The following is a 26,189-nucleotide window of genomic DNA, read 5'->3' on the forward strand; positions in this document are numbered from 1 at the left end:
ATGGGCGGCAGCGGCGTCATCGACAATTTCCTTGGGGTCTTCACCTCCTATATCGACAGCGGGTTCGGTCTTCTCGGCGGCGAGGTCGCCTTCATCGCCACCACCTTGATCGTCATCGACGTGACGCTCGCTGCCCTGTTCTGGAGCTGGGGCGCCGACGATGACATCATCGCCCGCCTGGTGAAGAAGACCCTGTTCGTGGGCGTCTTCGCCTACCTGATCTCGAACTGGAACAATCTCGCCCGCATCATCTTCGAGAGCTTTGCCGGCCTCGGTCTCAAAGGGTCGGGCACCGGCTTTTCGACGGCGGACCTCCTTCGCCCCGGACGGGTGGCGCAAGTCGGTCTCGATGCGGCCCGCCCGCTGCTGGAATCCATTTCCGACCTCATGGGCTGGGTCGCATTCTTCGAGAATTTCATTCAGATCGCGTGCCTGCTGTTTGCCTGGGCACTCGTCCTGCTGGCGTTCTTCATTCTGGCCATCCAGCTGTTCGTCACGCTGATCGAATTCAAGCTGACGACCTTGGCGGGGTTCGTCCTCATCCCGTTCGGACTGTTCGGAAAGACGGCCTTCATGGCCGAAAGGGTTCTTGGCAATGTCGTCTCTTCCGGCATCAAGGTCCTGGTGCTCGCCGTCATCATCGGCATCGGCTCCACCCTGTTCAGCCAGTTCACTGCCGGTTTCGGCGGCGCCACACCGACGATCGACGATGCCATGGCCGTTGTGCTGGCCGCGCTTTCATTGCTGGGCCTCGGGATATTCGGTCCCGGCATCGCCAACGGTCTCGTTTCCGGCGGCCCGCAGCTCGGCGCGGGTGCTGCCGTCGGCACCGGCCTTGCTGTAGGTGGTGCAGCGCTTGCCGCAGGCGGCGCTGCCGGCCTGGCCTTGCGGGGTGGCGCCGCGGCAGTGTCTGGTGGCGCGGCGGCTGTTCGGGGTGGAGCGGCGGCGGCGGGTGCCGCATCGACCGGGTATAATCTTGGATCGATGGGGCAGACTGGCGCCGGAGGCGTTGCGTCCGGTCTCGGCGGTGTCGCCCGCGGCGCAAGCTCCGCCGCCCTCTCGCCGCTCAAGCGCGCAGCCGGACGAGCGGCCGAAAGCGTCAAATCGAATTTCTCCGAAGGTGTGAAGGGCGGCTTCAGCGCGACCGGCGGCTCTTCCACGCTCGGCACCGTTGGCGGTGCCGATGCCGCCAATGATGATTCCTTTGCCGCCAACCCGGCGGCCCCGCGCGACGGTGCCCCCCCTTGGGCCAGGCGCATGAAGCGCAGCCAGCACTTCAGCCACGGCGTTTCCGCCGCCGCCCATGCAGTTCGATCCGGCGACAGCCATGGCAGCGGCTCTTCCGTCAATCTCTCCGAAAGTGACCGCTCATGAGCTTGTTCAAACGACCGGCAGCCCATTACGGCAAGACGCCGCAACCCGAAACACCCTATCAGAAGGCCGCACAGGTTTGGGACGAGCGTATTGGCTCGGCCCGCGTGCAGGCGAAAAACTGGAGGTTCATGGCGTTCGGAAGCCTGATCCTGTCAGCAGGCTTTGCCACAGCACTCGTCTGGCAGTCCACGCGTGGCACCGTCGTGCCGTGGGTCGTACAGGTCGACAAGCTCGGCCAGGCGCAGACCGTCGCCGCCGCCACGGCCGACTATCGTCCCACCGATCCGCAGGTGGCATGGCATCTGGCGCGATTCATCGAGCAGGTCAGGAGCATTCCCGCCGATCCCATCATCGTCAGACAGAACTGGCTCCGCGCCTATGACTGGACGACGGATCGCGGCGCGACAGCGCTGAACGACTATGCGCGCAGCAACGACCCATTCACCAAGGTCGGCAAGCAGCAGGTTGCCGTCGAGGTGTCGAGCGTTATTCGTGCGTCTCCCGACAGCTTCCGTGTCGCCTGGATCGAGCGACGCTACGAGAACGGCCAGCTTTCCACTACCGAACGATGGACCGCGATCCTGACCATCGTGATCCAGCCGCCCCGCGATGCCGAACGGCTCAAGTCCAATCCCCTCGGCATCTACGTCAACGCGATTTCATGGTCGAGGGAGATGGGCGAATGAATAAGCCGCCAATCCGCAAAGCCGGAAATCCGTCTTTCCGTAAACCCGCATTCGCTGCCGTGCTTTTGTCCGCCGCCTCCCTTGCAGGCTGCGCCACGCCGCAGAAGCCGCCACAGATCCGCTATGACGCCGATGTACCGGCACTGCCGGCCGTTCCTGCCGCGCTGACCGATGATCGTCCGAAGCCGCTGCATATTCCGCCTGGCTGGACGCCGGCGCGCGGAGGAGCCACGGCAACCACCCCGACCGGGCGAATTCAGAATGCCAATGACGCGGCCCGTGTCGAGCCGCGCCGGGAAGGCTACTACAACGCCATCCAGATCTATCCCTGGAGCGAAGGTGCCCTCTATCAGATCTATGCCGCACCCGGCCAGATCACAGACATCGCGCTCGAACCCGGCGAAAGCCTGACCGGAGCCGGGCCGATCGCCGCGGGCGACACCACGCGCTGGATTATCGGCGATACCGAGAGCGGCAGCGGCACGACCCGGCGCGTGCATGTGCTGGTGAAACCCTCACGTCCCGACATCACCACCAATCTGGTGATTTCCACCGATCGCCGCACCTACCTGATCGAAGTACGCTCCGGTGAGAAACCCTATATGCCATCGGTTTCATGGTCTTACCCGCAGGTGCCGGGCTCGCGGCAGTCCATTCCTGACACGCCGGCTATTCCGGCCATAGCGGCGCGAAACTACCGCTACGGCCTCACCGGCGATACGCCACCCTGGCGGCCAGTCTCCGTCTATGACGATGGTCGCAAGGTCTATGTCGAATTTCCGCGCGGCATCGTACAGGGGGAATTTCCGCCGCTCTTCGTCATCGGGCCGGAAGGCGAGGCGCAGATCGCCAATACCCGTATCTATCGAAACATCCTGATCGTGGATCGCCTCTTCGGTGCGGCGGAATTGCGCCTAGGCAGCGGCAAGCATCAGCAGACTGTGAGGATCGTCCGAACAAGCGGAGTCGTGCAGGCGCCGACAGTCCAAACCAGGGAAGGAGGGCGGTCGTCATGAGCGAGGCCAACAACCGCGAAGATGCAACCCACGCCCGCGGTCTTGTTCCACCGATGCGCTTGCGCGCAGAACCGCCGCGCGTCACCCGGCTATCGCGCAAGGTGCTCGCCGGCCTTGGCCTGGTCGCGTCGCTCGGTATCGGCGGCGCATTGATCTATGCGCTTCAGACTCGAGATCGCGGCAATGGTGGGGAAGAGCTCTACTCGACCGAGAACCGGACCACTGCCGACGGCCTGGCAGGTTTGCCGCGAGACTATACCGGTCCCATCCTGGGGCCGGCTTTGCCGGGTGATCTCGGCCGTCCAATCCTCAGTGCACGGGATCGTGGTCAGCCTGTCGTCGTGCCGACGATGGCGACTCCGAATGTCGATCCGGCCGAGCAACGACGCCTCGCCGAAGCGGAAGCTGCCCGAACCAGCCGCGTGTTCTTCCAGACAGAAACACGGACGACGGCAAACGCGATAACGCCCAACGCGAATACGACGCCGAATCTTGCCGGTCTCGATCAGGCCGGCGCTCCCACGGCACAGGACCGGCAGGCCGCCTTCCTCAACGCTGCCGTCGACCGCCGCACCGTTGCAGCCGATCGCGTGATGCCGCCGGCGTCGCCCTATGTGCTGCAGGCCGGTTCGGTGATATCCGGAGCACTTATCACCGGCATTCGCTCCGATCTCCCCGGCCAGATTACCGCCCAGGTCACCGAGAACATGTACGACAGCCCGACCGGCCGCATTCTGCTTGTGCCGCAGGGCACCCGCATTATTGGCCAATATGACAACAATGTCGGCTTCGGCCAGAGGCGTGTCCTCCTGGTCTGGAACCGGCTGATATTCCCGAATGGACGATCCATCGTTCTTGAACGACAGCTTGGCGCCGATACGCAGGGCTACGCCGGTCTCGAGGATGGGGTCGACTACCACTGGTGGGATCTGGCGAAGGCAGCCGGTCTCTCGACGCTGCTCTCGGTTGGTGCAGAACTCGCCATGGACGACGAGGACCGGCTGATCCAGGCCATCCGCAACGGTGGCCAGGATACGATCAATGATGCCGGACAACAGATCATCCGCCGCCAGCTCAATGTCGCGCCGACGCTGACCATCCGGCCGGGTTTCCCGGTCAGGATCGTTGTCACGCGCGACCTTGTGATGGAGCCCTACAGAGGTTGACCCAATGGCCAAATTAAAGCTCGGACCGCTTATCGAAGACAAGGCCGTCAAGATCAGCATTGAACATCCCGGACCACTGTATCGAGATACTACTGCGTACGCCGATTATCTGAACAGTCGACATGTCTTTGTCTCACTTACAGGAGATGATACATGCCGCAATTAAGACTTGGGCCTCTGCCAAAGGTCGGTGTTTTTCGGCTGGAGATCACGTTGCCGGAATCCCTCAAGGAAGAGCTCGACCTATATTCGGCCGAGCATGGTCGCCTCTACGAGCCGATAGAAACGGCTGCGTTGATCCCGCATATGCTGGAAGCGTTCATCCGCTCCGATCGCGGCTGGCGCAGCCGCAGGGCCAAGGCCGGCGGCGCGCGGCAGCGCGGTTTGTCTCCGCCGGCGAGCAGTACGACCCGTGGCGACGAGACATTGCCCTAGATTCACGGCAACCCCGCCGCAGGGTGCGACTGACCCGATCTTAGCGGTTCGCGACGTATCGCAGATGGTTTGCGTGAATTACAGCGCGATGTGCGTCGGCCCATTCTGCCGTTTGTCGCACCTGCTCTGCAACCGAGTAGCCAAGTTTCGACAATGCATGGTCCACTCGTGGTGGCGTGGTCGCCCGAACGGTCTATTCGACCATGCCGTCCTGCTTGAGCATTTTGAGAGTTTGGGTGAGCATCTGCTGTGAGATGCCGCTATAGCCAACCTGCCGCTTGATATCGTTGAACCGCCGGGGACGATCATGCAGCGCGACCACCACCTCCATCGTCCACTTGTCTGTGGATACAGGTCTCGGCACCCGTTATCGGCCGGGACCAGCCGATCATTGTCTTCTCGCATGGTCATGGTTCCTCCATAGACAGCTACGCCCCCTTAACCGATTTTTGGGCAGCGCAAGGATCCCTCGTGATCCAGCCGACCCACTGGATTCGAAGCGGCTTGGCCTTTGCACCGACGACCCTCGGCGCCCCTTGATCTGGCGACTTCGCCCGAAGGACATGAAGCGTATTCTCGACAATCTCGATCTGGTGTTGGGAGTCCGTCCCGTCTTGCCGGTCAGCTTGACCGCGGCCGGATAGCGGCTGCCGGGCATTCCTTCGGAGCTCTCACGACCACTCCGCTGTTCGGCGCAAGAATGGTCAGCCCGGACGGTGATGCGAGGGAGGATATGTTCGACCCGGCCGGCGTGCTACTCGCCGACGTCGGCCGGGGCGGGGATGACGTGAGTGCATTCGCCGCCGAGCATTTGCCTTTACTGAATTCACGCTTTGACGAGAGAGTCTGGGAATGCCGAGCTGCTAAACCGTCAACAGGCTCAATCGTCGGCAGATCCCGCCAAGCTGATTGTACCGATGCTCGAGCGGTTCATCGCGACAGATCGCGGCTTTGTAAAAAAAAGCCTACTACGCAAGGCGTTACCAACCTACAACCTCGAATGCCCAAGGTCGACGAATAGCATGTAGGTTTGCTGCAGATAATCCCAGCAACGGTCTCCGCTACATGCAGCAAGCTTTACAATGACGCAAAAATATTTCTGTATCGGATGTAGTCTGGTTTCGATTGCCAGCGAGGGCGCGAACCAGGAACAACTACCGGCACCAGTAGGTCTAATTGACGTCCATATTTCGGTGTGATTTTTCGGTCGCCAATTCGAGAAATTGCTTTAGGGCCGGGTTCTGGTTTCGTAGCGACCAAACAGCACTGAAATAGATGATCTTCGGACCATCAGAGATAGGCACGAACACTACTTCTCTGTGTGCGCTGCCGGACGTTGATGATAAGGCCAGCGAGACACCGAATCCTTTGCCCACCATGTTCAACAGGTTATCTCGGCCAACGCCTTGTAGAGACATTCTCGGCTGAAAATTGGAATCGGAAAGTTGTCTTAGCAGATGATGATCGAGTTCCGCGCCAGCGATACCCGCCGGGATTAGAAATGTCTCATTGCGTACATTTTCCCAAACGACGCTATCAGCCGATGCAAGAAAATGTCGTCTTGGCAATGCAAGGAAAAGTTGTTCGTTCCAGAGTTGAACTGACTGGCATCTCGGCAGTTGCGGCTTTCCTGGCAGAAAGGCAACATCTATGCGGCCGCTAAGAACGCCAGCCGTGGCTTCTTCGAAGGTCGCTTCCGCTATCTTCACATCGACTTTGCGAAAGCGAGAATGATATTCCCCTACAAGATTGGGGAGGAATCCACTTGCCAAGGATGTCATCAAACCTATCCGTATCTTACCGGAGCCTTCACGATGGGTTGCCTTCATGTCCTTTACAGCTTCATGGATGTAAGACGCACCCAAGGCGGCTTCTTCCAGGAATCTAGCCCCTGCTTCGGTCAACTTCGCTCCGCTAAGGCTGCGAACAAAAAGAGGCCCTCCGAGTCGCCGCTCAAGCAGTTGAATCCGGCGGCTGACAGTAGATTGGGACATGTCAATGGCCTCCGCAGCACGACGAAAACTGCCGTGTTCGGCGACGAGCAACGCATACCGTAAGTATCGCAGGTCAAGCGCAAGATCCGGCACGAAACATCCTTTTAACTGAAAGAGTGAGCCTAACTATTCTGACCGGCAGGGCCTCGGATTATTTAAGTCGGATCCGCTAAAAATCCGACGGCCAAGTGATGGTAGCGAATGGCGGTCAGATCGCTCTAGTACCCCCATCAGCAAGCAATGGGATTGCTAAAAAATTAAGGAAATCAATTGAGTGACGTATCTAAGCGCCGAAACGTGCTGCGATGGAACACCAGGGGTTCGACATGCGGATTGATGCTGAAGAGGTGTAGGCGTAGAAGTATGATCTGATGATCACCGGCTTCAATCGTTTCGTGGATCGAGCATTCTATGACCATTGCTGCGTCGGAAACGAAAATTGCGCCCGCACGACTTGTTTCCCAGCTTATGTCCCGGAACCGATCAATTCCTTTGGCGGCGAGGCTGCTGCAAATGCCATGCTGTTCTGAGCCGAGTACGCTCAATCCGAGCCGTTCAGCGGTTTTCAGCACTGGCCAGGTTGAAGAGTTGTTCTGGATGCAGACCGAAACCAGGGGCGGGTCGAGAGAAACGGTGGTGAAGGATGCTACGGCCATGCCGGCCGGTTTGCCCTCTATTAATGCACATAACGCGGTTACGCCGCTCGGGAAGTACCCAAAGGCATTGCGCAAAGTGAGGGGGTCAAGTTGAGTCTGCTCTTGGTCTTTCATGATGATTTCTTTCATTTTCTTGCTGGTCGAACCCCTATCTCGGGTTTTTATTGGACGCTGGGAAGAAACGTCGCGGCTACCATCGGCATGCAGGCGACCGGGGAAAGGCAGACCGGAATGTCAACGGCGGCTGCAACCGCTCGCTGATGGCGGAACAAGCTGCCACCTGTTCCGCCAATCGCGCGGACACCGCAAGCGAAAAGCTCTCGCGCCAACCCGATGACCAGATCCTCCTCCGCTACATCCCCTGGATGCAGCGACCGGTAAAGGACCGGATAGGAATAGCTCGAAGGATTGCCGACGTCGCCAGGCTCGCCGCCATCAATGGCGAGAATTCCGATCGCGTAACCGTAGGATTCTGCGGCTGGTCGCGTAACGTATTTCGGCATTGAATTCGAAACCTCCGTCCCTTCTCGTTCAGCCTTTTCGCCGCCTGGATGTCCCCGCTTCCGGCGGTCCTGTCTTGATGGCGGCCGCATAGGCATCGAGGACTTGTTCCAGGGTGGCATCCTTCCGGCCGACGAAAGCTTCGCGCAGCCCGAGTCTTGCCGAGGCCCAGAGCCTGCGGCCTGCGGCCTCAGTCATGATAGGATCGAGCTCCATGGCGCGGATGTCTGTGGCGATCTCATCCATCTCAACGGCACGGCGTTCCGAATGAAGGACGTCGGTCAGGATGCACATGCCGACGAAATCGCTGAACTTGGTCTTGTCCATCGAGCCGAAGAGCCCGGTCATCACCTCGCCGCGCACGCCCTGCAGCGTCGCGATGGTGAATGCCTCAACCACCAGCGCCTCTATTCCCTTGGTCACCACGCTGCGCAGCATCTTGACCATGGCGGCGTCGCCGGCTCGGTCATTCGCCACATCTATCGTCATCCCGCGCGGTATGAACAGCTCGGCAAAGCGGCTAACCCCGGAACCGGAGCAGTAGAGTGTCACCGGCGCGCCGTAGATCGCCACGGATCCCATTAGGTTGGCGTCGACATAGAGGCCGCCCCCAGCCTCGATTGCTGCTGCGATCTGCCTCTTCTTCGACGGTGTCGAGGCGGAGATGTCCACATAGAGAGTGCCGGGCTTCAGAAAGGAGGTGGCCTCGCGCGCGACCTCAAGCGCATTGGCGACCAGGACGGCGGAAAAGATCACGTCACTTGCGCCGCAAAGCTCCGCCAGCGTATCCATGGTCGTCGCACCAGCCTCTCCGGCGAAGCGAAGAAATGCATCCGAATAGGGCGGTCGGTTGGTGCGGCCGTTGCAGAATACCAGCAGCCGCATTGAGGGCTGCTCCTTCAGATGCTTTGAGAAGCAGGAGGCCGCCTCGCCGAAGCCGATGAATCCGACAGTAAGATCCGACATGATGCTATCACCTCAAGTTCTGACGTAGCGTGGGGCCCTCGTAGGAAGTCCGCATCAGCCCGCGTTTTTGCAGGATTGGCACCACCGAGCGAGCGAACTGCTCCCAAGTCCCGGGAGACACTGTGGGCGTCAGGATGAAACCGTCGCAGCCGCCAGCGGTGAACATCATCTCCAACTGATCGGCCACCTGCTCGGGCGTACCAACGACCTGAGGAGCAAGCTCGCTGGTCGCGAAGCGCTTGGCCGCTTCCCCGATAGTAAGGCCCTCGGCCTTGGTGCCCTGGAGGATAACGTCGAGCGAGCCGCGTGAACCTTCCTCCAGTTGCAAGTCCAGAAGAGACTGGTCGGGCGTGTATTTCGAAAGATCGCTGCCAACATGCGAGGACATCAACGACATGCCGAGTTCCGGATCGACTAGGCTGTTGACATAGGCCTGCTTCTCCCGCGCAATCGATTCCGTCTCGCCGATGATCGGGTCGACGGACGGCAAGACGGCGCAATCGTCCGGATTGCGCCCGGCAGCGGCAAGGGCTTCACGCATCTCGGCGCGGAAGGCGACCATTTCGCGGGTGCTATGCTGCAGCGTGAAGATCATTTCAGCCCAGCGGGCGGCAAAAGCGCGGCCAGGTCCGGAAGAGCCAGCCTGCATGATAACAGGATGCCCTTGCGGCGAGCGTGGAACGGTGAGCGGTCCGCGTGTTTTCACCCACTTGCCTTTGTAGTCGACGTAGCGGACCTTGGAAGGATCGGCGAAGACACCGTTTTCCTTGTCCATCACCAACGCGCCGTCTTGCCAGCTGTCCCAGAGATGCATGCATGCATCCACCACCTCGTGGGCTTTTTCGTATCGCTCACTGCGGCCGGGCATCGCCTCAAGCCCGAAATTGCGCGCTTCGGTGCTGCTGGCGGAAGTCACGACATTCCATGCCATACGGCCGCCACTCAATACGTCGAGCGTGCCGAGGACGCGGGCGATCTGGTAGGGATTGACAAACGTCGTCGAAAGCGTCGCGCCGAGACCGATATGCTTTGTGACCCGCGACATCATCGCCAGGATGGGAATGGGATCGAGCAGACTGAGCGCCCCACCCTTGGACACGAAAGTGTTGAAGTTGCCGTTATAATAGTCGTACAGGCCCATCACGTCGGCGAAGAACAGGCAATCGAAGAAGCCCCTTTCGAGCGTTTGGGCAAGTTGCTCATACCAAGCCGGGTCGAGAAAGCCGTTGTCGGTTTCTGGATGGCGCCACATGCCGTGATGATGACTGGTAGGCCCTGCCTTCAGAAATGCCACGAGGCGCATCTTTCGTTTATCTGCCATGCTGTTCCCTTTTTGTCACTGCGAAACCGGCATCTGTTCGACTCTTAACACCGATCCAGAATCACTTCAATGAACCGGTTCATCAATCGGTCATTTTTTTAGTTCGTTCGTCGTGAGTATACGCTCCATGCGCATAACGAGCCCAAAAGAGAGCCAGCACAGAAGAATGCTGATAAGGGCGAGAACCGGCATGCCCGTCACTTGCCCGTCGAGGCGCTCACGCAGCAAGGCGGCCGAACTCGCTGCGCCCGCAGCCGAAGCGATGCTCGTTATTGCCGATACGAGGCACTGATACGCGATCCGGTCTTCCGGTTCCGCGATGCGGCTTGCTGTTGTCTGGGCCACCGTGCTGCGGGCAAGCTGGGCCGCCAGCAGCATTCCAAGCACAAAAGCCATGGCCGGCATCGGTTGATGCAGAAAGAAGGCATAAGAAAGCAATGCAGTGAGAACGAGGCCCGCCGCCAATGAGGCCGCCACCGTGCCGATCCGGTCGATGACCCAACCGGTACCGCCGGTGGCAACAAAGGAAAGCACACCTCCTACAAGATAGATGTAACCCAGTTCCGCTGTCGAGAAGCTGAGGTTCGTGAGAGCATAGGCGCTGATATGCGGCGAAATCAGGAAAGTCGCGTAAGAAGCGCCGGCCGTCAGCATGAGGCCAGTTTTTCCGCCGGGCTTGGCGACAGCATTGAAGACATTGTCGACGGTCAGACGAACACCGGCCAACCCAGCCTGCGTCGACCCGAACACGCCGAACAAGACAGGCAGAGACAACACGACATAAAGGCACGCGAGTAAGCCAAATGCAGATTGCCAGGAACCCGAAAGAGTCTGAACGGTCAACGAGATCGGCGCACCGAGCAGGAGCGCGAAGCCGTAAGCTCCGATGATCGCGCTCACGGCCCGACCTCGGGCCGCGTCGCTCGTCAGGTCAGACGCTGTGGCGATTACCAAGGCAAGCAAGGGACCGGAACAAAAGCCTGCCGCTACCCGGGCCGTCAACACCGTGGTAAAGCTCGCATGCGGAAACACGCCGATTACGCCGGTGGCCACAGCTATGGCCAGAAGCGCAAGCATAAGGGATCGGCGTCGATCGACTGTACCCAGGAAGAAGGCGCCCACTATGCCGCCGAGCCCTGCCGCGCCGTTGAAACAGACGCTGGTTAGCGCCACGCGGTGAACAGGAATTCCGAGATCGGCAGCCATGAAAGGGCCGAGCGGAAACACGATGACCGATCCGAGCGCATTTGTGAATGCGATCAGTCCAAGCAGTGCTACGAGAATAATATTGTGCTTTTTTCGCCTTGATCTAGTCATCGCAATCTTCGATGCTATTGTAAAATTTCTTCAATTTGCATGTGAACCGGTTCATCATATGGGCTGTCCAGGGGGGATTATGCGCAAGAACGAGAAGCGGCAGACCGTGCGACTGCGGGATGTTGCGCAAACTGCCGGTGTATCGGTTGGCACCGTGTCGCGGGTCCTGAACAATAATCCGACAGTTTCGGAAGAGGTTCGCCGGAAAGTCGAAGCGGTTATGAAGGCGCTCGGATACGAGGCGAATATCGTCGCTCAGAGCCTGCGCGGCAGCACCACAAAACTGATCGCTTGCGCCATTCGGGATTTCGACATTCCCCAGTTCGCCCAGTACATTAAGGAAGCGGAGCAGGTCTTCCGCGAGCGCGGCTATACATTCATCCTCTCGGCCACCACCAACAAGCCGGAAGTAGAGGTGTCGCTTCTGAAAGCCTTCGAGCGACGAAAAGTGGATGGTATCATGATGACCGTCAGCGATGAGGCAAATGCCAGCGTCAATGAGGCGTTGATGCGCGCGCCATGTCCGGTTCTGCTCATCGATCGCGACCATATCAAGACCCTGGACCGGGTCACTGTGGATCACCTCAATGGTACCCGCACAGCGATATCGCATTTGATCGAGCGCGGGCACCGGCACATCGCACTGCTGGTTGGGGATACCCGCGCCTTTCCCTCTTACAGCCGTGTCGCCGGCTTCCGGGAGGCATACCAGATCCACGGCGTCGATCCGGCAATGGGAACCATCCGCGACCGAGTTATCGAACAGGAGGACGCGTTCCGCGAAACCATGGCGCTGTTTAGCTCGTCGGTGCCGCCAACCGCCATCGTCGCCGCATCGATGGGAGCCCTGCCTGGTTGCCTGAAGGCGCTCAGGGCGCTGCGGCGCGAGGTCGGCAAAGAGGTATCGGTCGTGGCAGGCAACGATTCGGACCTTGCGGAACTCTATACGCCTCCGATCACCGCCCTGAAGTCCGATCTCGCGGAACTCGCCCGGCATGCTTCCGCCATGCTGCTTGACCGAATTGAAGGCAAAGCGTCGGGTATCGGCCGAGTGGTGACGCTTCCGACGACTCTCGTGATACGGCAATCCTGCTGGCCCGTGCAGGACGCTGAAGACTGAAGGCTCCTTCAAAACCGATGCTCCTCGGACATGCGTATCGCTGCCATCGCTAGTGATGCGGCGAAAGACGATCCCGGCCACCACTTCCGCGCCGACGTTTGCCCGCGTCCGGGAAAGGGGATATTTGCCCAGGGTGCACCGAGAGCGCGGCATGCGAGATGCTTGCCGAGCGTGGTGCCAAGCCCAAGACCGCGGCCGCTGAGCCCAAAGCCGACCAAAAAACCCGGCTGCGGTTCCTCGATACGAGGATATTGGTCACGGGTGAGATCGACCCACCCGCTCCATCGTTCGAAAACCGGCGCAGAGGAAAGCTGCGGGAAAACCTCAGTCAGCCGCCGTGCCGCCGCGTCCGGATCGGCGCCACGCTCTCCCGCTGCCGGACCGGAAAGTGTGACGACGATTTGCCCCCCGCTGGTGCGGCGGATTCCCGACGGGAGCTTGCGGGTCTCGGTGACTGCGGTGGCGGAGGGCAGGATGCCCTCAATCTGTTCCACAGAAAGAGGTTCGGTCGCGGCTTCGTGCACGCGCACCGGCAGGAGCGTTCGACGATAGGCTGGCAGTAGCCGCCGGAGTCCGAGGCCGGCAGTGACGACGACGGTCCGGCAGCGGATCGCGCCGCGCCCGGCAGTCACGAAGAAGCCATTACCGGATTGCACAATACCGCTAACGGGGCTTTGCTCGAAGACGAGGCCCCCGAGGCTTGCACAACTGCGGGCAAGCCCGCGGGCATAGGCAAGGGGATTTAGCGTACCGCCGCGTGGCTCGACAAGGACGCAAGGGTAGAATCCGCCACCGATCGCAGTTGCCGCCTCTTCCCTGTCGAGCAGAGGAAGATCGACGCCGCGGGCAGCCCACCAATCTCGCCGGCTCCGCAAAGACACCTCGCCGGCAGGCGCATGAGCGGCGAAAAGCAGGCCGTTGCGCACTGCGTCGCAATCGATGCCGTAGTGTGCGATGAGATCGAAAACCAGGTCGGGCGAGCGGGCGGCCACGTTGATTAGCCTTGTGCCGGCCTCCTTGCCTAGGTTTGCAAGTGCCACGTCCGGCTCGGTGCGGAGGTAGGGAACGACTTGGCCGAAGCTGCGACCGCTTCCACCGGAGCCAATCGTCTCGGCCTCGACAAGGCAGACTGAAGCGCCGCCTGCCGCCAGATGGAGAGCCGCCGAGGCGCCCATGATACCGCCGCCGATAACGACGATATCAGTCTCCATTTCCCTATCGAGAGAGGAGGCGGAAAGCGGCGGCTCACCGGCATCGGTATAAGTGCGTGGCAGAGTGCGAGCAAGTAAATCCCTCTCAGGTAAATTTATCATGGCAGCCCATAGCGTTTGATCAGGTTGAGAAGAATTCGGCGACATTATCAGTTACGCCTAACATCCAATCAGAGTTAGGTCAATGAACCGGTTCACCATGCTGCTGCCTTGGTGCTCATGGCAGATGTGAAAGCTTCCATAGCTTGTGAGTTCGCTAAGAGCAGGCGGTCTCCGCATAAAAATGGCCAAAAGGCCCTTGATCTTCCCACTAAGCAGGCGAACTCGCCATAAAGAGGAGCAATTGATTATTTTTTAAGCACATAAATTATGAACCGGTTCATTGCATAATGTTTAGACGTGTGTTTAACTTGCTGCATTGCAAAAGTTCGTCTCCCTCTACTGAAAGGGCCTTCTCGTGACCGTTCGCAATCTTATTCATGCATTCGCCGTCATCACCGCCTGTTTCGCCATGCCGCTTGCCGGCTATGCGCAAGACAGGCCACGTCTCGATTTCGCCGGTTCGGTAACCTGGATTGGCCAAGTACCGATCCTAGTCGCAATCAAGAAGGGCTTTTTCAAAGAGCAGGGCATCGATGTCGACGTGCAGGTAATCGTCAACTCTTCCGATCGCATCAGAGCGCTAACCGCAGGCGATGCGGCGTTCAGCAATCTCGGCCGCGTCGCGGTTATCAGCGAAATGGCGCGCGGAAACGAGAGTTTTTCCTTCTTTGCCAATGTTGACGATTCCCCTGGTCAGGAAGGTTGCTGGGCTCGTCCCGGCATTACCTCAGTGGCTGACCTGAAGGGCAAGGCGGTTGCCGCCAATTCCTCTGCCGAGATCACACTCGCCGGTCTTTTAGCCGATGCCGGACTGAAACTCGGCGATCTTGACTATCGCAACCTCCCGGCAACCGAGATGGCCGCGGCACTCAGCCATGGCGATATCGAGGCAGCCTGCGTCTGGCAGCCTCTCCTAACGCGGCTGAAGGAGGCCGTTCCCCAAGGTAAGCTGCTCGGCACCGATCGCGAAACCGAAATGTTCCGCCGTTTCGGCACCATGGCCGCAGGTGATATTGTCATCGTCTCCCGCGAAGTGGTCGAAAAATATCCCAATCAGGCCCGAGCCATTGCCGCTGGTGTGCTCAAAGGCGCCGATCTCACTATCGAGAACCCTCAGGAGGCTGCCGCAATGGTCGCCGAATATTTCAAGCAGTCCCCAGAGGAGATGCTGAAGGCCATCCAAAGTTTCCAGTATTTCGGGAGTAAGGATTGGGAGAACCATCTCAAAAAACATACAGAGCAGATGCAGTATCTCGCCGACATGCTGCATGAGGCTGGCAAGATTCCGGAGCGCCCTGACACAGCCAAGTGGCTCGACACAAGTTTCGTACCCAAGGGAAACTAATGATGGCTGAGTTTTCTCAACAGACACTGTCTCCTTCCCGAACTGCAAGCTATATCTCAATGGTCAAACCAAGCCGTACGACGATGATCAGCTTGGCATCGGTTCTAGCGTTCCTTCTTCTTTGGGCGGTGGTGACCGGAACGGGCCTAGTATCAAAGCTCTTCCTTCCCTCTCCAGGCGAGGTGGCTCAGGCTGCGATGAAGCTAGTCGCCTCGGGAGGCCTCTGGGTGGCGATCCTGTCCTCTTCAGTCCGGGTCTTCTTGGGCTTCCTACTCGCTATAGTCATTGCCGTGCCGCTCGGCGTTGCCATGGCCGTCAACGAAACAATTAGGGCAGTGTTCGCGCCTTTCATCTCACTGTTGCGTCCTTTGCCTTCGATCACCTGGATTCCGCTAACAATCTTGTGGCTTGGCATCGGCGAGGGACAGAAAGTGCTGATCGTCTTCTTGGGCTCGTGGATCTACGTTCTCCTTTCTACATACGAGGCAACGCGTCGCGTCGATCCAATCCTGATCCGGGCGGCGCGTAATCTTGGTGCCTCCGACTTTACGGTGATGCGGGAAGTCATTTTCCCGGGGGCGCTCCCGGGTATCCTTGGTGGGCTGAAGGTCACCTTAGCGATCGCTTGGTCCTGCGTTCTGTCGGCTGAGATGGTCGCCGCCCGCAACGGCCTGGGCGCGATCATTTGGGAAGCCAAGGAATGGGGCGACATGACCATGGTGCTAGTCGGCATGGTGTGCATTTCGCTGACGGTTTTGGTGGCCGATTTGGTAGCCAATAAGGTCGAACGGTTGCTGCTGCCATGGGAACGCCATAGGCGATAAAAAGAAGGAGAATTGTGTCATGACTGCCATTCTCACGGCTGAACACATCACCAAATCCTACCGGCTAAAGGACAGCGAACTCGTTGCCGTCCAGAACCTCTCGCTGGAGGTGCAATCCAATGAGCTGCTATGCATCCTCGGTGCCTCAGGCTGCGGGAAGTCTACCCTGCTCAGCCTTTTTGCGGGATTTTCCGCGCCGACAAGCGGAAAGATCCTGCTGCGTGGCGAGCCCATTACCGGCATCGATCCGCGCTGCGGCATGGTGTTCCAATCCTATGCCCTGTTTCCGTGGAAGACGGTTCGGCAAAACGTGGAGTTTCCGTTGCGCATGCGCGGAGCGCGGCGCAGGGAAAGGCGGGAGCTCGCCGAGCAACTCATCGACATGGTGCAACTCACCGGCTTTGCGGATCACTACCCTGCCGAGCTTTCGGGGGGCATGCAGCAGCGCGTCACAATCGCCAGAAGTCTCGCGGCTGATCCCGAGGTGCTGCTGATGGACGAGCCCTTCGCGGCACTCGATGCCATGACGCGGCAGGTCATGCAGACCGAACTCCTGAGGATCCAGGAAGCGAGCGGCAAGACTATCGTCTTCATCACCCACAATCTCGACGAGGCGCTGATCCTTGGTCACCGTATCGTCGTCATGTCAGCCCGGCCGGGGCGCATCAAGACGATCTTTGACAACGAGCTGCCGCGTCCGCGCGGCGTGGCAGTCCAGACTTCCGTCCCCTATGCAGCGCTCAAGACGCGCATCTGGGAACATGTCGAGGAGGAGGTGATGCAGCATATCGCCGCTTCCCGGCTCGCCGGATGATGCCCTTGGAGACGGAACGCAGGATCGCTATTGCCGACCTCCATCGACGAGTTCTGGCCATTCTCATTGAGGCGGGGGTAGACGGGAACCATGCCGATATCCTCGCCGGTGTCATCACCGCCGCAGAAAGGGACGGCGCGAGAGGCCACGGCTTGCTGCGGCTGCCTGGCTATCTCGCGAGCGTCCGAACCGGCTGGATTGACGGTCGGGCTGTGCCAAAGATCACTGAGGTGGGGCCGGCCTTTCTCTCGATTGATGCCGGCAATGGCTTTGCGACCGCGGCGCTGGCCGCGGCGCGTCCGCTGCTCATCTCCAACGCAAGGGAGTACGGTATCGCGCTTCTGGCGATCCGCAATTCTCATCATCTCGGCGCGCTTTGGCCGGATGTCGAGCCGCTGGCCGAGGCCGGCCTCGTCGCGCTGTCCACGGTGAACGCCCGCAGCCGGATACTCGTCTGGGGCGCTGGAAGGAAAGTGCTCGGTACAAATCCAATGTGCTTCGCCTTCCCTCGCCGCGACGGCCCGCCTATCGTCTGGGACCAAGCGTCCAGCGCTGCCAGCCAGGGCGAGGTGCTTCTCGCGGCGCGGCGGAACGAAAAACTCGCCCCGGGTATCGGCAACGATTCCGCTGGCCGTCCGGCCACTGACCCCGCGAAGGTCCTCGACGGCGGGACGCTCAACCCATTCGGCGGCCACAAGGGCGCGTCGATCGCACTCATGGTTGAGGTGCTGGCGGCGGGGCTGACGGGCGGACGATTCGGCTTCGAAGACAGGTCAGCACGCTATCCCGGCGTGATTTCCGGCAATGCCGGCCAATGCGTGATAGCTATTGACGCGACCCGCAGCAACGAGGCCTTCGGCTCACGTATCGAAATACTGCTTAGCGAACTTCGCGCCTCGGGCGTTTCCCGGTTTCCCGGTGAACAACGATACCGGCAGCGCGCGCATTCCGAGGCTATGGGCATCGCGCTCGGGCCGGAGGAATGGACGATAATAGAACGAACGTCCTGAAACGCAGAGGGATTTGGTCTTCCCTTCCTGCTCAAGGGTCTGATGCTGCCGCCCGAGCCTTCCCGCCGAAAGGAAGAGGATCTTGCGCGGATCGCTGCGGCGCAAGCCGCGATCAAGGCCATCGAGCGCGTGCTGGGCGATCTCTGCCAGGGTCGTGACGACGCCGGGATCTATGCCGAAGCCGCCGCTCACGTCGTCGGGCTCTATTGTCAACGTATCGACGGCGGCGCGAAGACCGAGAACGAAGCCGAAATGTTGCGGAAAATGGATCGGTCGAGTGACCTCCGCCTCGCCGGCATCGGGGCAGAACTCGAAACGTTCTATCGGCTCAGCCGCTCGCACCACATCTCCCATGCCATGAGCCGAAAGCTGGTGCGCGAACTCGATCTGCTCGAAGCCCGGTTTACACCGACGTGAAACAATCTAATTTATATGCGATAAAGCATATTTTTTGTGAGGAATAGGAGTGAAGAATGAGCCCATCTCGCCCGAGGCGCTGTGGTCCTGCGCCAAAAGCACAGTAGGACATCCAAAGATGGTATCATGCTTACACGCAACAGCCTAGGTGGTTGTGTAAGCAGAAAGCGCTCTTAAATGCGCTTTGCAAGAGGTTGATTTCCTTGATTAAAATAGGAGCCGGCGAAGGGATTCTAACCCTCGACCCCAACCTTAGCAAGGAATAGATGGTGCGGGCGGTCGGACTCGAACCGACACGTATTGCTTCGGCGGATTTTGAAGGGAGGCGCGTTACTGAATGCATCCCCCTAAGGCCCCCCACGCCGTTCAAGCTTGTCCATCACCACCTGTTCGCCCCTAATGCTGCACCTAGTGGACTGATTCCAACGCTTGGTGCCCCCGTTTGACGGCGGCGATGATCTCATCCGGGTCTGCTTTCCAGATGAATGGTTTCGGTTCCTGATTGTGCTCTTTGACGAAGCGGTTGATGGCCGCCTGCAGGTCGACGACGGAATGAAAGACGCCATGCTTCAGCCGTCTTCGTGTCAGTTTGGCGAAGAAGCCCTCGACGGCGTTCAACCATGAGCAGGATGTTGGAACGAAGTGGAATGTCCATCGCGGATGCCTTGAAAGCCAGGCGCGAACCTTTGGTTGCTTGTGGGTCGCGTAATTGTCGAGGATGACGTGAACGGCCTTATCCTTCGGCAGGTCTGCCTCTATGGCGTTGAGGAAGCGGATGAACTCCTGATGCCGGTGGCGCTGCATGTTGCGACCGATGACCGATCCGTCGAGAATGTTGAGAGCGGCAAACAATGTCGTCGTGCCGTGGCGTTTGTAGTCATGCGTCATCGTGCCGCCGCGCCCCTTCTTCAGGGGCAGACCCGGCTGTGTCCGGTCGAGCGCCTGGATCTGGCTCTTTTCATCGACGGACAAGACAATGGCATGGGCCGGTGGTGAGACGTAGAGACCCACCACATCATGGAGTTTCTCGGCAAAAGCTTTGTCGTTGGAGAGCTTGAAGCTGCGCCATCGATGCGGTACCAAGCCATGTTCATGCCAGATCTTGACGACGGAAGAGGCCGCGATCCCAACCGCTTTTGCCATGGCACGCACGGTCCAGTGCGTCGCCTCCTGTCGAGGCGGTTCCAGCGTCAGCGCAACAACCTGCTCTACCAGTTCGCCATCAAGAGGCGCGATGCCGGGCGGCCGGCTCTTGTCGCGCAACAGGCCATCGACACCCTCGGACATGAACCGCTCTTGCCAGCGCCAGACGCAAGGCTTGGATTTGCCGGTCGCCTCCATGATTGCAACGGTTCCAGGCCATCGCCGCTCATCAGGATGATCATCGCCCGCCACACATGCTTCTGCGGCGAACTGCGGGTCGCAACGATTGTCTCAAGCCGAACCCGGTCGGCAGCGGTAACGTCGAAAGTAATCCCTGTGCGCATACGAAATCGTCGCACATTCCACCACCGTTGGGAATCTCAAGAAGGAATCTTTTGTCTCGATCAATCCACTAGCAGTCAGGAAGAACCCGCCGATGTGTACGCTAGAGCCCGAAATTTCCGCATGGAATTTCGAAGGGGCTTCCAATATCAGCATCTATCAGTCTCAATCGCCTCAGCAACGCGGGAGATTGAGTATGGCAAAGATCGAAACTACGCAAATTCGGAGAACAATCCGGCGACAGCAGTTGCGGGAGATGGTGCCGATGGCCGACAGTACTATTTATGAAATGGAGCAGCGTGGCGAGTTTCCCCGCCGGTTCGCGCTCTCGCCACGTTGTATCGTTTGGGACCTGGCCGAGGTCGAGGCTTGGCTGATGGCACGGCGGGCTGCGCCGATCCGGCGTGCCCAACACCCTGATGTCACCAAGCGTAAAGCCCGCCCCGTCAAAGGGCAGGATCAAGCTCCATCAAGGGCATAGCTTGCGGCAAAAGCGCGGGGGCATACTTCCGGCCGTCGACCCAGGCATCAACGGTATCCGCCCACTGCTGCATCATATGCCGGCGCTGCACTTCATACTCGGCCTTGTTGTAGACGCCGCGCGATGAGCGCCCGTCCTCGTGCGCCAGGCACTTTTCGATCCAGTCGCTATTAAAGCCCAGCTCGTTTAACAGCGTCGAGCCCGTTCGCCGCAAATCATGGACGGTGAAAGGCTCCAGCGGCAGCCCCTCCTTCTTCGCCTGTTCGACGACGGCATAGGTGATCCGATTGAAGGTCGCGCGGGACATGGGCGCGTCCGCGTCGTACCGAGACGGCAGCAAGTATCGGGAGTTGCCGGCGCAGGTCTTGAGCGCGATCATGATGTCCAACGTCTGTCGGCACAGGTAGACGTTGTGTGGCTTCGACCGCTTCATGCGCTCCTTCGGGATGGTCCAGACGGCGTTGTCGAAATCGATCTCGTCCCACACCGCATCCTGCAGCTCGCTCTTCCGAACCATGGTGAGGAGGTAGAGCTTCATGCCGAGGCGGATCGTCGGCAATGTCGCGACATGCTCGAGTTGCCTGAACATGATACGGATCTCGGTGGGCGAAAGCGCGCGGTCCTTCGGCGTAAAGGTAGCGATCGAGGCTGGACCGACGCCATCGGCCGGATTGGCGACCTTCTCGCCGTGCAGAATGGCATAGCCGTAGATCTGCTTCAGGATATCCCGCACATGGATAGCAGTTGCAGGCGCACCCCGTTCGACGATCTTGCCGCAGTGAGCGCGTAGATCATCCGGTGTGATTTCCGTCAGGAGACGATTTCGCCAGACGGGCATGAGTTCGCGTTCGAAGATGGAGCGGCGCATAGCACGCGTGCTGTCGGCCATGGCCGCGTGGGTCAGCCATTTCTCGCCGAACTGGCCGAAACTCCTTGCTTCCTTGATTTGGCGCTTCTCCCGCTGCTTCTCGATGGCGGGGGACCGCCCCTCGGCGATCGCACGCCGCGCGTCGATGCATAGCTCGCGAGCCCTCGCGAGCGATATTCCGTCACGAGCATACCTACCGAGATAGACGGTCTCCCGTCTGCCATTCAGCCGATAGTCGAGCCTGAATGAAATGGCGCCCGACGGCGCGACGCGCACATACATGCCGTCACGATCGGAAACCTTGTACATTTTGGCTTTTGGTTTCAAACACTTGAGTGCTGCATCGGTCAACATTTCGGGCCTCCTTGCGGAAAAGTACCGTCACGTGGTTTTTGGAGGCCGATGGCGCAGAAAATGCTTGTATTTCAGCGCATTAGTTCGAAAAAAGTACCGTCATTGGCCTCGGTTGACCTGACGGTACCTTCGTTTTTCCGGTTGATCAATAGGGCCGAGGCCCGTCGGCGAGGCCGCCAAACGCCATCTATGCCCACCGATAGATGTCGATAGGAATAGGAGGAATTTATTTTTGTTTTCAGTGTGTTAAACTGTGTCGCAGCGTAGATTCGGCGGCGTTCGGATGGGCCTGAATCATTCCCACTCAATCGTGCCGGGCGGCTTGGATGTCACGTCATAGACCACCCGGTTGATGCCACGCACTTCGTTGATAATGCGGGTGGCGGCGCGACCGAGGAATTCCATGTCATAGTGGTAGAAGTCGGCGGTCATGCCATCGACGGAGGTGACGGCGCGCAGTGCACAGACGAATTCGTAGGTGCGGCCATCGCCCATCACGCCGACGGTCTGGACCGGCAGCAGCACGGCGAAGGCCTGCCAGATGGCGTCATAAAGGCCAGCCTTGCGGATTTCGTCCAGATAGATGGCGTCGGCTTCGCGCAGGATGTCGAGCTTTTCGCGGGTCACGCCGCCGGGGCAGCGAATGGCAAGGCCGGGGCCGGGGAAGGGGTGACGGCCAATGAAAGAGTCGGGCAGACCAAGCTCCTTGCCCAGAACGCGCACTTCGTCCTTGAACAATTCACGCAGCGGTTCCACCAGCTTCATGTTCATCCGGTCTGGCAGGCCACCGACATTGTGGTGGCTCTTGATGGTGACAGACGGGCCGCCGGAGAAGGAAACGCTTTCGATGACGTCTGGATAGAGCGTGCCCTGGCCGAGGAAGTCTGCGCCGCCGAGCTTCTTGGCTTCTTCCTCGAAGGTCTCGATGAACAGGCGGCCAATGATCTTGCGCTTGGTTTCCGGGTCGGACACGCCTTCCAGCTCGCCAACGAAGCGGTCGATGGCATCGACATGGATCAGGTGGAGATTGTAATGTTCCTTGAACATGGCAACGACATCCGCCGCCTCGTTCTTGCGCATCAACCCATGGTCAACCAGGATGCAGGTCAGCTGGTCGCCGACCGCCTCATGGATCAGCAGGGCTGCGACCGAACTGTCGACGCCGCCGGACAAGGCGCAGATCACCCGCTTGTCACCGACCTGGGCACGGATCTGCTCGACGGCCTTGGCGCGGTAGGCCGACATGCTCCAGTCGCCGGTAATGCCAGCGATATTGTGGACGAAATTCTGGATCAGCTTGGCGCCGTCAGGCGTATGCACCACTTCCGGGTGGAACTGCACGGCGTAATATTTGCGGGCCTCATCGGCAATGAACGCGAAGGGCGCATTGGACGAGGTGGCCAGAACCCGAAAGCCTGGCGGGATCGCGGTGACGCGGTCGCCATGCGACATCCAGACCTGATGACGTGAGCCAACCGACCAGAGACCTTCGAACAGCTTGCAATCCTGCTCGATTTCGAGGAAAGCGCGGCCGAATTCACGGTGATGACCGGCTTCCACCTTGCCGCCCAGCTGGGCGCAGATGGTTTGCTGGCCATAGCAGATACCGAAGATCGGCAAGCCGCTATCGAAAATCACCTGGGGAACGCGGGGGCTGCCTTCATCGAGTGCCGAGGCCGGGCTTCCAGACAGGATAACCGCTTTCGGCTTCAACCGCGCGAAGCCCTCTTCGGATGACTGGAAAGGGACGATTTCGCAGTACACGCCGGTTTCACGAACGCGCCGCGCAATCAGCTGCGTTACCTGGCTGCCGAAATCGATGATGAGAACGCTGTCGGGATGTGCTGTCTGGGTCATGTCGAGCCTTTAATGAAAAGCAGTGTCCGTGGCAATCCGGGAAATGCCGGCATGGCAAAAAATCTCGTGTTCGGCTGGGCCGGATCAGAACCAGAAGGTGCCGTCTTCCACCGCCTTGACCAGCGCGTCCACCGCCTGGGCCAGGTTGCGGTCAACGACATGCAGATATTCCGTCCAGTCGCCGACATGTTTCAGCTCCGCCTTGCCATCGGAAATGCCGCGAAGGCCGATCAGCGGCAGGTTGAAGGCCTGACAGGCGCGCAGCACCGCATAGGTTTCCATATCGACCATGTCAGCGGCGATGCTGTCATACAGCGGGCCTGAGACGATATTGCCGCCGGTCGACAAGCTGGCCGTGGCGATGCCGGGAATGCGCAGCGGCAGGTCCACCGTAGCAGGCAGATCCAGGAACGGCGTACAGCCTTTCTCGAAACCAAGCGGCGAGGCGTCCATATCCCGGTAGGCGACTGAGGAGACCTGGTAGACCGCAGTCTGTTCCAGCCGTGCCGAGCCTGCCGAACCCAGCGAGACGACGAGATCGGGAAGCGTGCCTGCCGCCTGAAGGTCTCTTAGGGCATTGGTGGTGGCGATGGCGCTTTCCACCGGGCCGACCCCGGTCATCAGCGGTTGGATGCGCAGGCGTAGGAGCGGGCCATATTCGGCATCGACTGCCATGATGAATAGAATAGACTTGCTGCAAACCGATTTCAGTTCAAATGTCATTCTCTGATATCCTCACGGCCTCGCATCACCATCAGTGTGCTGGTCATCGAGGCAATCAATTTGGCTGGGCCGTCGGAGATGGCATAGCCACGACCATCGGCGACGATAATGGTGGAGCCGGGCTTGGTGATTTCGCCCCGGAATAGAAAACGGTCGCCGCGCCCCGGCGACATCATGTTGACCTTGAATTCAATGGTCAGCAGCGAGGTTTCCGGCGCGATCACCGTATAGGCGGCGTAGCTGCAAGCTGCGTCGAGGGCGGCGGAAATCACGCCTGCATGCAGGAAACCATGCTGCTGGGTGAGCTTGTCGTGAAACGCCAGTTCGATTTCCACCATTTTATGGCTGATGCGGGTCAGTTCCGCGCCGATGGTCTGCATGGCACCCTGCCGCGCAAAGCTTGCCGTGATCCGCTGCTGGATGTCCGCGTCCATGTGGCTGCCGCCTCTTTCCCTCTCGTCTGCCTGCCATTTGGCATGACAGAACCGGTTCGGCAAGCCTGTTGATGGGCTTTGGCCTGTTGATGGGCTTTGGGCGCGACGGTTTTGCTGCGGTGGTTAATTCAGCAGGAAAAGCGCCGCGTTCAGCACTGTGGCGAAAGCAACCCAGGCGGCATAGGGGATGAAACACAGCATCGCCACCCGGTCCAAACGCCGGACCTGCCAGACGAAGGCGAGGATCAGCGCCAGCATTGGCAGAATGACGATCAGGGCGAGACCGGTGCTCTGTGCGCCGAAGAACGCCGGAGACCACAGGAAATTCAGCAACATCTGGCCAAACCACAGTGCCATGGCGCGCGATGCGCCTCGCGATTGCCGCGTCCGCTGCCAGATCCGAGCACCCGCAAGGCCAATCAGCACGTAAAGCACGGTCCAGACCGGTCCGAAGATCCAGCTCGGCGGATTGAAGAATGGCTTTTCCAACCCGTCATACCAGTCGCCCGGCAGATTGGTCAGCCCGATCATTGTGCCGATACCGGTGACGGCGGCCATGAAGATGAGATTGTTGAGAGCGTTACGCATGACCTAATTATCTATAGCATCAAGCCCTGGATGGAAGGGGATAAGCCATCATCCGATGCGAATGATGTGCTGGTCCCAGTTTACAGACTCGGACCTGTCCAGGAACCGGCCATCATAGGAAGACGTGGCAAAGCCGTGGGCGGCAGGCGCAATGCCGGCTGCCTCGCTCAGGCTGGCGGTGTTCAGCACCTTGCCGCTGTCGGCATCCAGCGTTACCGAGAGACCGCCATTCGGTGAGGTGATGCCGATCAATCCCTCGCGACGGTTAACCGCAATCGCCCCGACATAATTTGCAAGCCCACGGGTGATATCGGGAGGCAGGTCGAGCCAGTGTAGCGCTTCGCCGCGCCTGAAATGGCCGACCAGTGGCGGCAGGTCGCGGCGTGGGCCTTCATACTGGCAGGCAAACCAGATCCGGCCACGCGCATCGAGATCAATATGCCGGGTCGAAAGCTGGCGCAGGGCTTCGGGCAGCGCGTGTTTTTCAATCAATGCGCCGGTCCGGGCATCGGCCAGCACCAGAGATGGCTGCATATGGTCGAGATTGAGCTTGGTGCGGCCGAAATCGGGATTGGTCTCAATGCCGCCATTGGCGATGATCAGCAGGTTGCCGTCATCGCTGACACTCATGTCATGGGTGCCGATGCCATGGGCGGAAAATTCGCCAATCCGGCGAAATCCGTCTGTTGCATCGTAAAGCCCGATCATGCCGCGATTGTTGTCAAAATCGTTCTCGCTGGCATAGAGCAGCTTGCCATCGGGCGAAAAATGCCCGTGGCCGTAGAAATGGCGACCCGCCGGGGCGTTGACGACCACAGGTGCCACCTGCTGTTGCCGATCAAAGATGAAGATGAATGTGCCGGGACGCCTCGCAAAGGCGGCCACCTTATTGGCGCTGGCCGCAAGCCCATGGGCGCGGCCTGGCAGGGCTACACGCGCAACGATCCGACCGTCTTCGCTGAGCAGGGCGGCGCCAAATGCTCCATCTTCGGCGCGAAAGGCGGAGGCATAGACGGCATCGGTTGCCGTCAGCGTTTCCGCCTGCGCCGCTGTCAGCCCGGCCAGATAAACGGCGCCTGCGGCTTTCAGAAAGTGTCGCCGGTCCATCAACGCGCCGCGCATAG

General features: G+C 59.7%; 27 protein-coding genes and 2 pseudogenes. 14 read left to right on the plus strand and 15 right to left on the minus strand.

Features of this window, described 5'->3' with window-relative positions; all coding sequences use genetic code 11:
- The 6 genes from trbL to ASB66_RS06135 are packed head-to-tail and all read left to right on the plus strand — an operon-like array spanning position 1 to position 4,677.
- Positions 1–1,374: a P-type conjugative transfer protein TrbL gene (trbL, locus tag ASB66_RS06110; RefSeq protein WP_114386313.1), complete on the plus strand. Its 1,374-nt coding sequence runs from the start codon at positions 1–3 to the stop codon at positions 1,372–1,374.
- On the plus strand, positions 1,371–2,060 hold the full coding sequence (gene trbF, locus ASB66_RS06115) for a conjugal transfer protein TrbF (RefSeq protein ID WP_060719708.1): 690 nt from the start codon (positions 1,371–1,373) through the stop codon (positions 2,058–2,060). Before trbL ends, trbF begins: the two co-directional genes overlap by 4 nt.
- On the plus strand, positions 2,057–3,076 hold the full coding sequence (gene trbG, locus ASB66_RS06120; protein WP_060719707.1) for a P-type conjugative transfer protein TrbG: 1,020 nt from the start codon (positions 2,057–2,059) through the stop codon (positions 3,074–3,076). The genes trbF and trbG overlap by 4 nt, the downstream gene beginning before the upstream one ends.
- A complete protein-coding gene (locus tag ASB66_RS06125) occupies positions 3,073–4,242 on the plus strand; it encodes a TraB/TrbI/VirB10 family type IV secretion system protein (RefSeq protein ID WP_060719706.1) in 1,170 nt (389 codons plus the stop codon). Before trbG ends, ASB66_RS06125 begins: the two co-directional genes overlap by 4 nt.
- A gap of 4 nt (positions 4,243–4,246) precedes the next feature.
- A complete protein-coding gene (locus ASB66_RS26650; protein ID WP_081089165.1) occupies positions 4,247–4,408 on the plus strand; it encodes a DUF2274 domain-containing protein in 162 nt (53 codons plus the stop codon).
- A complete protein-coding gene (locus tag ASB66_RS06135; protein ID WP_060719705.1) occupies positions 4,396–4,677 on the plus strand; it encodes a DUF2274 domain-containing protein in 282 nt (93 codons plus the stop codon). The genes ASB66_RS26650 and ASB66_RS06135 overlap by 13 nt, the downstream gene beginning before the upstream one ends.
- Positions 4,678–4,870: 193 nt before the next feature.
- On the opposite strand, the gene ASB66_RS26655 is transcribed toward ASB66_RS06135, so the two are convergent.
- Positions 4,871–5,041, minus strand: coding sequence for a winged helix-turn-helix transcriptional regulator (locus tag ASB66_RS26655; protein ID WP_234823917.1), 171 nt, complete (start codon positions 5,039–5,041; stop codon positions 4,871–4,873).
- A 490-nt stretch (positions 5,042–5,531) separates the two neighbouring features.
- Here ASB66_RS26655 and ASB66_RS06145 point away from each other — a divergent pair.
- Positions 5,532–5,705 (plus strand): annotated as a pseudogene (locus ASB66_RS06145) (DUF2274 domain-containing protein); the annotation flags it as partial.
- A 144-nt stretch (positions 5,706–5,849) separates the two neighbouring features.
- Here the strand turns inward: ASB66_RS06145 and ASB66_RS06150 are convergent.
- From ASB66_RS06150 to ASB66_RS06175, 6 genes are all read right to left on the minus strand, one after another.
- Positions 5,850–6,764: a LysR family transcriptional regulator gene (locus ASB66_RS06150; protein ID WP_060719704.1), complete on the minus strand. Its 915-nt coding sequence runs from the start codon at positions 6,762–6,764 to the stop codon at positions 5,850–5,852.
- Between the two features lie 173 nt (positions 6,765–6,937).
- The gene (locus tag ASB66_RS06155) at positions 6,938–7,441 is read right to left on the minus strand and encodes a flavin reductase family protein (protein WP_060719771.1); all 504 of its coding nucleotides are present in this window, start codon (positions 7,439–7,441) and stop codon (positions 6,938–6,940) included.
- Between the two features lie 47 nt (positions 7,442–7,488).
- A complete protein-coding gene (locus tag ASB66_RS06160; RefSeq protein WP_060719703.1) occupies positions 7,489–7,830 on the minus strand; it encodes an aspartate/glutamate racemase family protein in 342 nt (113 codons plus the stop codon).
- 28 nt (positions 7,831–7,858) lie between these two features.
- Positions 7,859–8,794 (minus strand): NAD(P)-dependent oxidoreductase, encoded by a 936-nt coding sequence (locus ASB66_RS06165; RefSeq protein WP_060719702.1) that lies wholly within the window; start codon positions 8,792–8,794, stop codon positions 7,859–7,861.
- A gap of 7 nt (positions 8,795–8,801) precedes the next feature.
- A complete protein-coding gene (locus tag ASB66_RS06170) occupies positions 8,802–10,115 on the minus strand; it encodes an LLM class flavin-dependent oxidoreductase (protein WP_234823918.1) in 1,314 nt (437 codons plus the stop codon).
- A gap of 90 nt (positions 10,116–10,205) precedes the next feature.
- A complete protein-coding gene (locus ASB66_RS06175) occupies positions 10,206–11,432 on the minus strand; it encodes an MFS transporter (RefSeq protein WP_060719701.1) in 1,227 nt (408 codons plus the stop codon).
- A 79-nt stretch (positions 11,433–11,511) separates the two neighbouring features.
- On the opposite strand from ASB66_RS06175, the gene ASB66_RS06180 reads away from it, so the two are divergent.
- Positions 11,512–12,552, plus strand: a complete 1,041-nt coding sequence (locus tag ASB66_RS06180) for a LacI family DNA-binding transcriptional regulator (protein ID WP_156536318.1) — start codon at positions 11,512–11,514, stop codon at positions 12,550–12,552.
- Between the two features lie 8 nt (positions 12,553–12,560).
- Here ASB66_RS06180 and ASB66_RS06185 read toward each other — a convergent pair whose 3' ends face one another.
- Positions 12,561–13,865, minus strand: a complete 1,305-nt coding sequence (locus tag ASB66_RS06185) for an NAD(P)/FAD-dependent oxidoreductase (protein ID WP_158544205.1) — start codon at positions 13,863–13,865, stop codon at positions 12,561–12,563.
- Between the two features lie 355 nt (positions 13,866–14,220).
- On the opposite strand from ASB66_RS06185, the gene ASB66_RS06190 reads away from it, so the two are divergent.
- Genes ASB66_RS06190 through ASB66_RS06210 form a run of 5 tightly spaced genes read left to right on the plus strand, consistent with a single transcriptional unit; the run spans position 14,221 to position 18,275 of the window.
- Positions 14,221–15,210: an ABC transporter substrate-binding protein gene (locus ASB66_RS06190; protein ID WP_060719699.1), complete on the plus strand. Its 990-nt coding sequence runs from the start codon at positions 14,221–14,223 to the stop codon at positions 15,208–15,210.
- Between the two features lie 2 nt (positions 15,211–15,212).
- Positions 15,213–16,034, plus strand: a complete 822-nt coding sequence (locus ASB66_RS06195) for an ABC transporter permease (RefSeq protein ID WP_114386315.1) — start codon at positions 15,213–15,215, stop codon at positions 16,032–16,034.
- 19 nt (positions 16,035–16,053) lie between these two features.
- Positions 16,054–16,848, plus strand: a complete 795-nt coding sequence (locus tag ASB66_RS06200; RefSeq protein WP_060719698.1) for an ABC transporter ATP-binding protein — start codon at positions 16,054–16,056, stop codon at positions 16,846–16,848.
- 5 nt (positions 16,849–16,853) lie between these two features.
- On the plus strand, positions 16,854–17,858 hold the full coding sequence (locus ASB66_RS06205; protein WP_197433253.1) for an Ldh family oxidoreductase: 1,005 nt from the start codon (positions 16,854–16,856) through the stop codon (positions 17,856–17,858).
- A gap of 42 nt (positions 17,859–17,900) precedes the next feature.
- On the plus strand, positions 17,901–18,275 hold the full coding sequence (locus tag ASB66_RS06210) for a hypothetical protein (RefSeq protein WP_060719696.1): 375 nt from the start codon (positions 17,901–17,903) through the stop codon (positions 18,273–18,275).
- Between the two features lie 408 nt (positions 18,276–18,683).
- Here the strand turns inward: ASB66_RS06210 and ASB66_RS06215 are convergent.
- A pseudogene (locus ASB66_RS06215) lies at positions 18,684–19,762 on the minus strand (IS630 family transposase).
- A gap of 194 nt (positions 19,763–19,956) precedes the next feature.
- On the opposite strand from ASB66_RS06215, the gene ASB66_RS06220 reads away from it, so the two are divergent.
- A complete protein-coding gene (locus ASB66_RS06220; protein ID WP_081089170.1) occupies positions 19,957–20,241 on the plus strand; it encodes a helix-turn-helix transcriptional regulator in 285 nt (94 codons plus the stop codon).
- Here ASB66_RS06220 and ASB66_RS06225 read toward each other — a convergent pair.
- The 6 genes from ASB66_RS06225 to ASB66_RS06250 all read right to left on the minus strand — a co-directional run bounded on the left by ASB66_RS06225 (position 20,207) and on the right by ASB66_RS06250 (position 26,187).
- Positions 20,207–21,463: a tyrosine-type recombinase/integrase gene (locus ASB66_RS06225; protein ID WP_060719695.1), complete on the minus strand. Its 1,257-nt coding sequence runs from the start codon at positions 21,461–21,463 to the stop codon at positions 20,207–20,209. The two genes, ASB66_RS06220 and ASB66_RS06225, sit on opposite strands and share 35 nt — an antisense overlap.
- Positions 21,464–21,757: 294 nt before the next feature.
- Positions 21,758–23,320 carry a glutamine-hydrolyzing GMP synthase gene (gene guaA / locus ASB66_RS06230; protein WP_012654745.1) on the minus strand — a complete coding sequence of 521 codons (1,563 nt, stop codon included), beginning with the start codon at positions 23,318–23,320 and terminating at the stop codon, positions 21,758–21,760.
- A gap of 84 nt (positions 23,321–23,404) precedes the next feature.
- Positions 23,405–24,043 (minus strand): 5'-methylthioadenosine/S-adenosylhomocysteine nucleosidase, encoded by a 639-nt coding sequence (locus ASB66_RS06235; protein WP_060719694.1) that lies wholly within the window; start codon positions 24,041–24,043, stop codon positions 23,405–23,407.
- Positions 24,040–24,477: a PaaI family thioesterase gene (locus ASB66_RS06240; RefSeq protein WP_060719693.1), complete on the minus strand. Its 438-nt coding sequence runs from the start codon at positions 24,475–24,477 to the stop codon at positions 24,040–24,042. Before ASB66_RS06240 ends, ASB66_RS06235 begins: the two co-directional genes overlap by 4 nt.
- Positions 24,478–24,600: 123 nt before the next feature.
- Positions 24,601–25,065, minus strand: coding sequence for a TspO/MBR family protein (locus tag ASB66_RS06245; RefSeq protein ID WP_060719692.1), 465 nt, complete (start codon positions 25,063–25,065; stop codon positions 24,601–24,603).
- Between the two features lie 48 nt (positions 25,066–25,113).
- Entirely contained in the window at positions 25,114–26,187 is a 1,074-nt protein-coding gene (locus ASB66_RS06250) for a DUF1513 domain-containing protein (RefSeq protein ID WP_060719691.1), read from the minus strand.
- Between the last annotated feature and the right edge of the window lie 2 nt (positions 26,188–26,189).

It is taken from the genome of Gillisella vitis (assembly GCF_001541345.2).
Taxonomy (GTDB): Bacteria; Pseudomonadota; Alphaproteobacteria; order Rhizobiales; family Rhizobiaceae; genus Allorhizobium; species Allorhizobium vitis.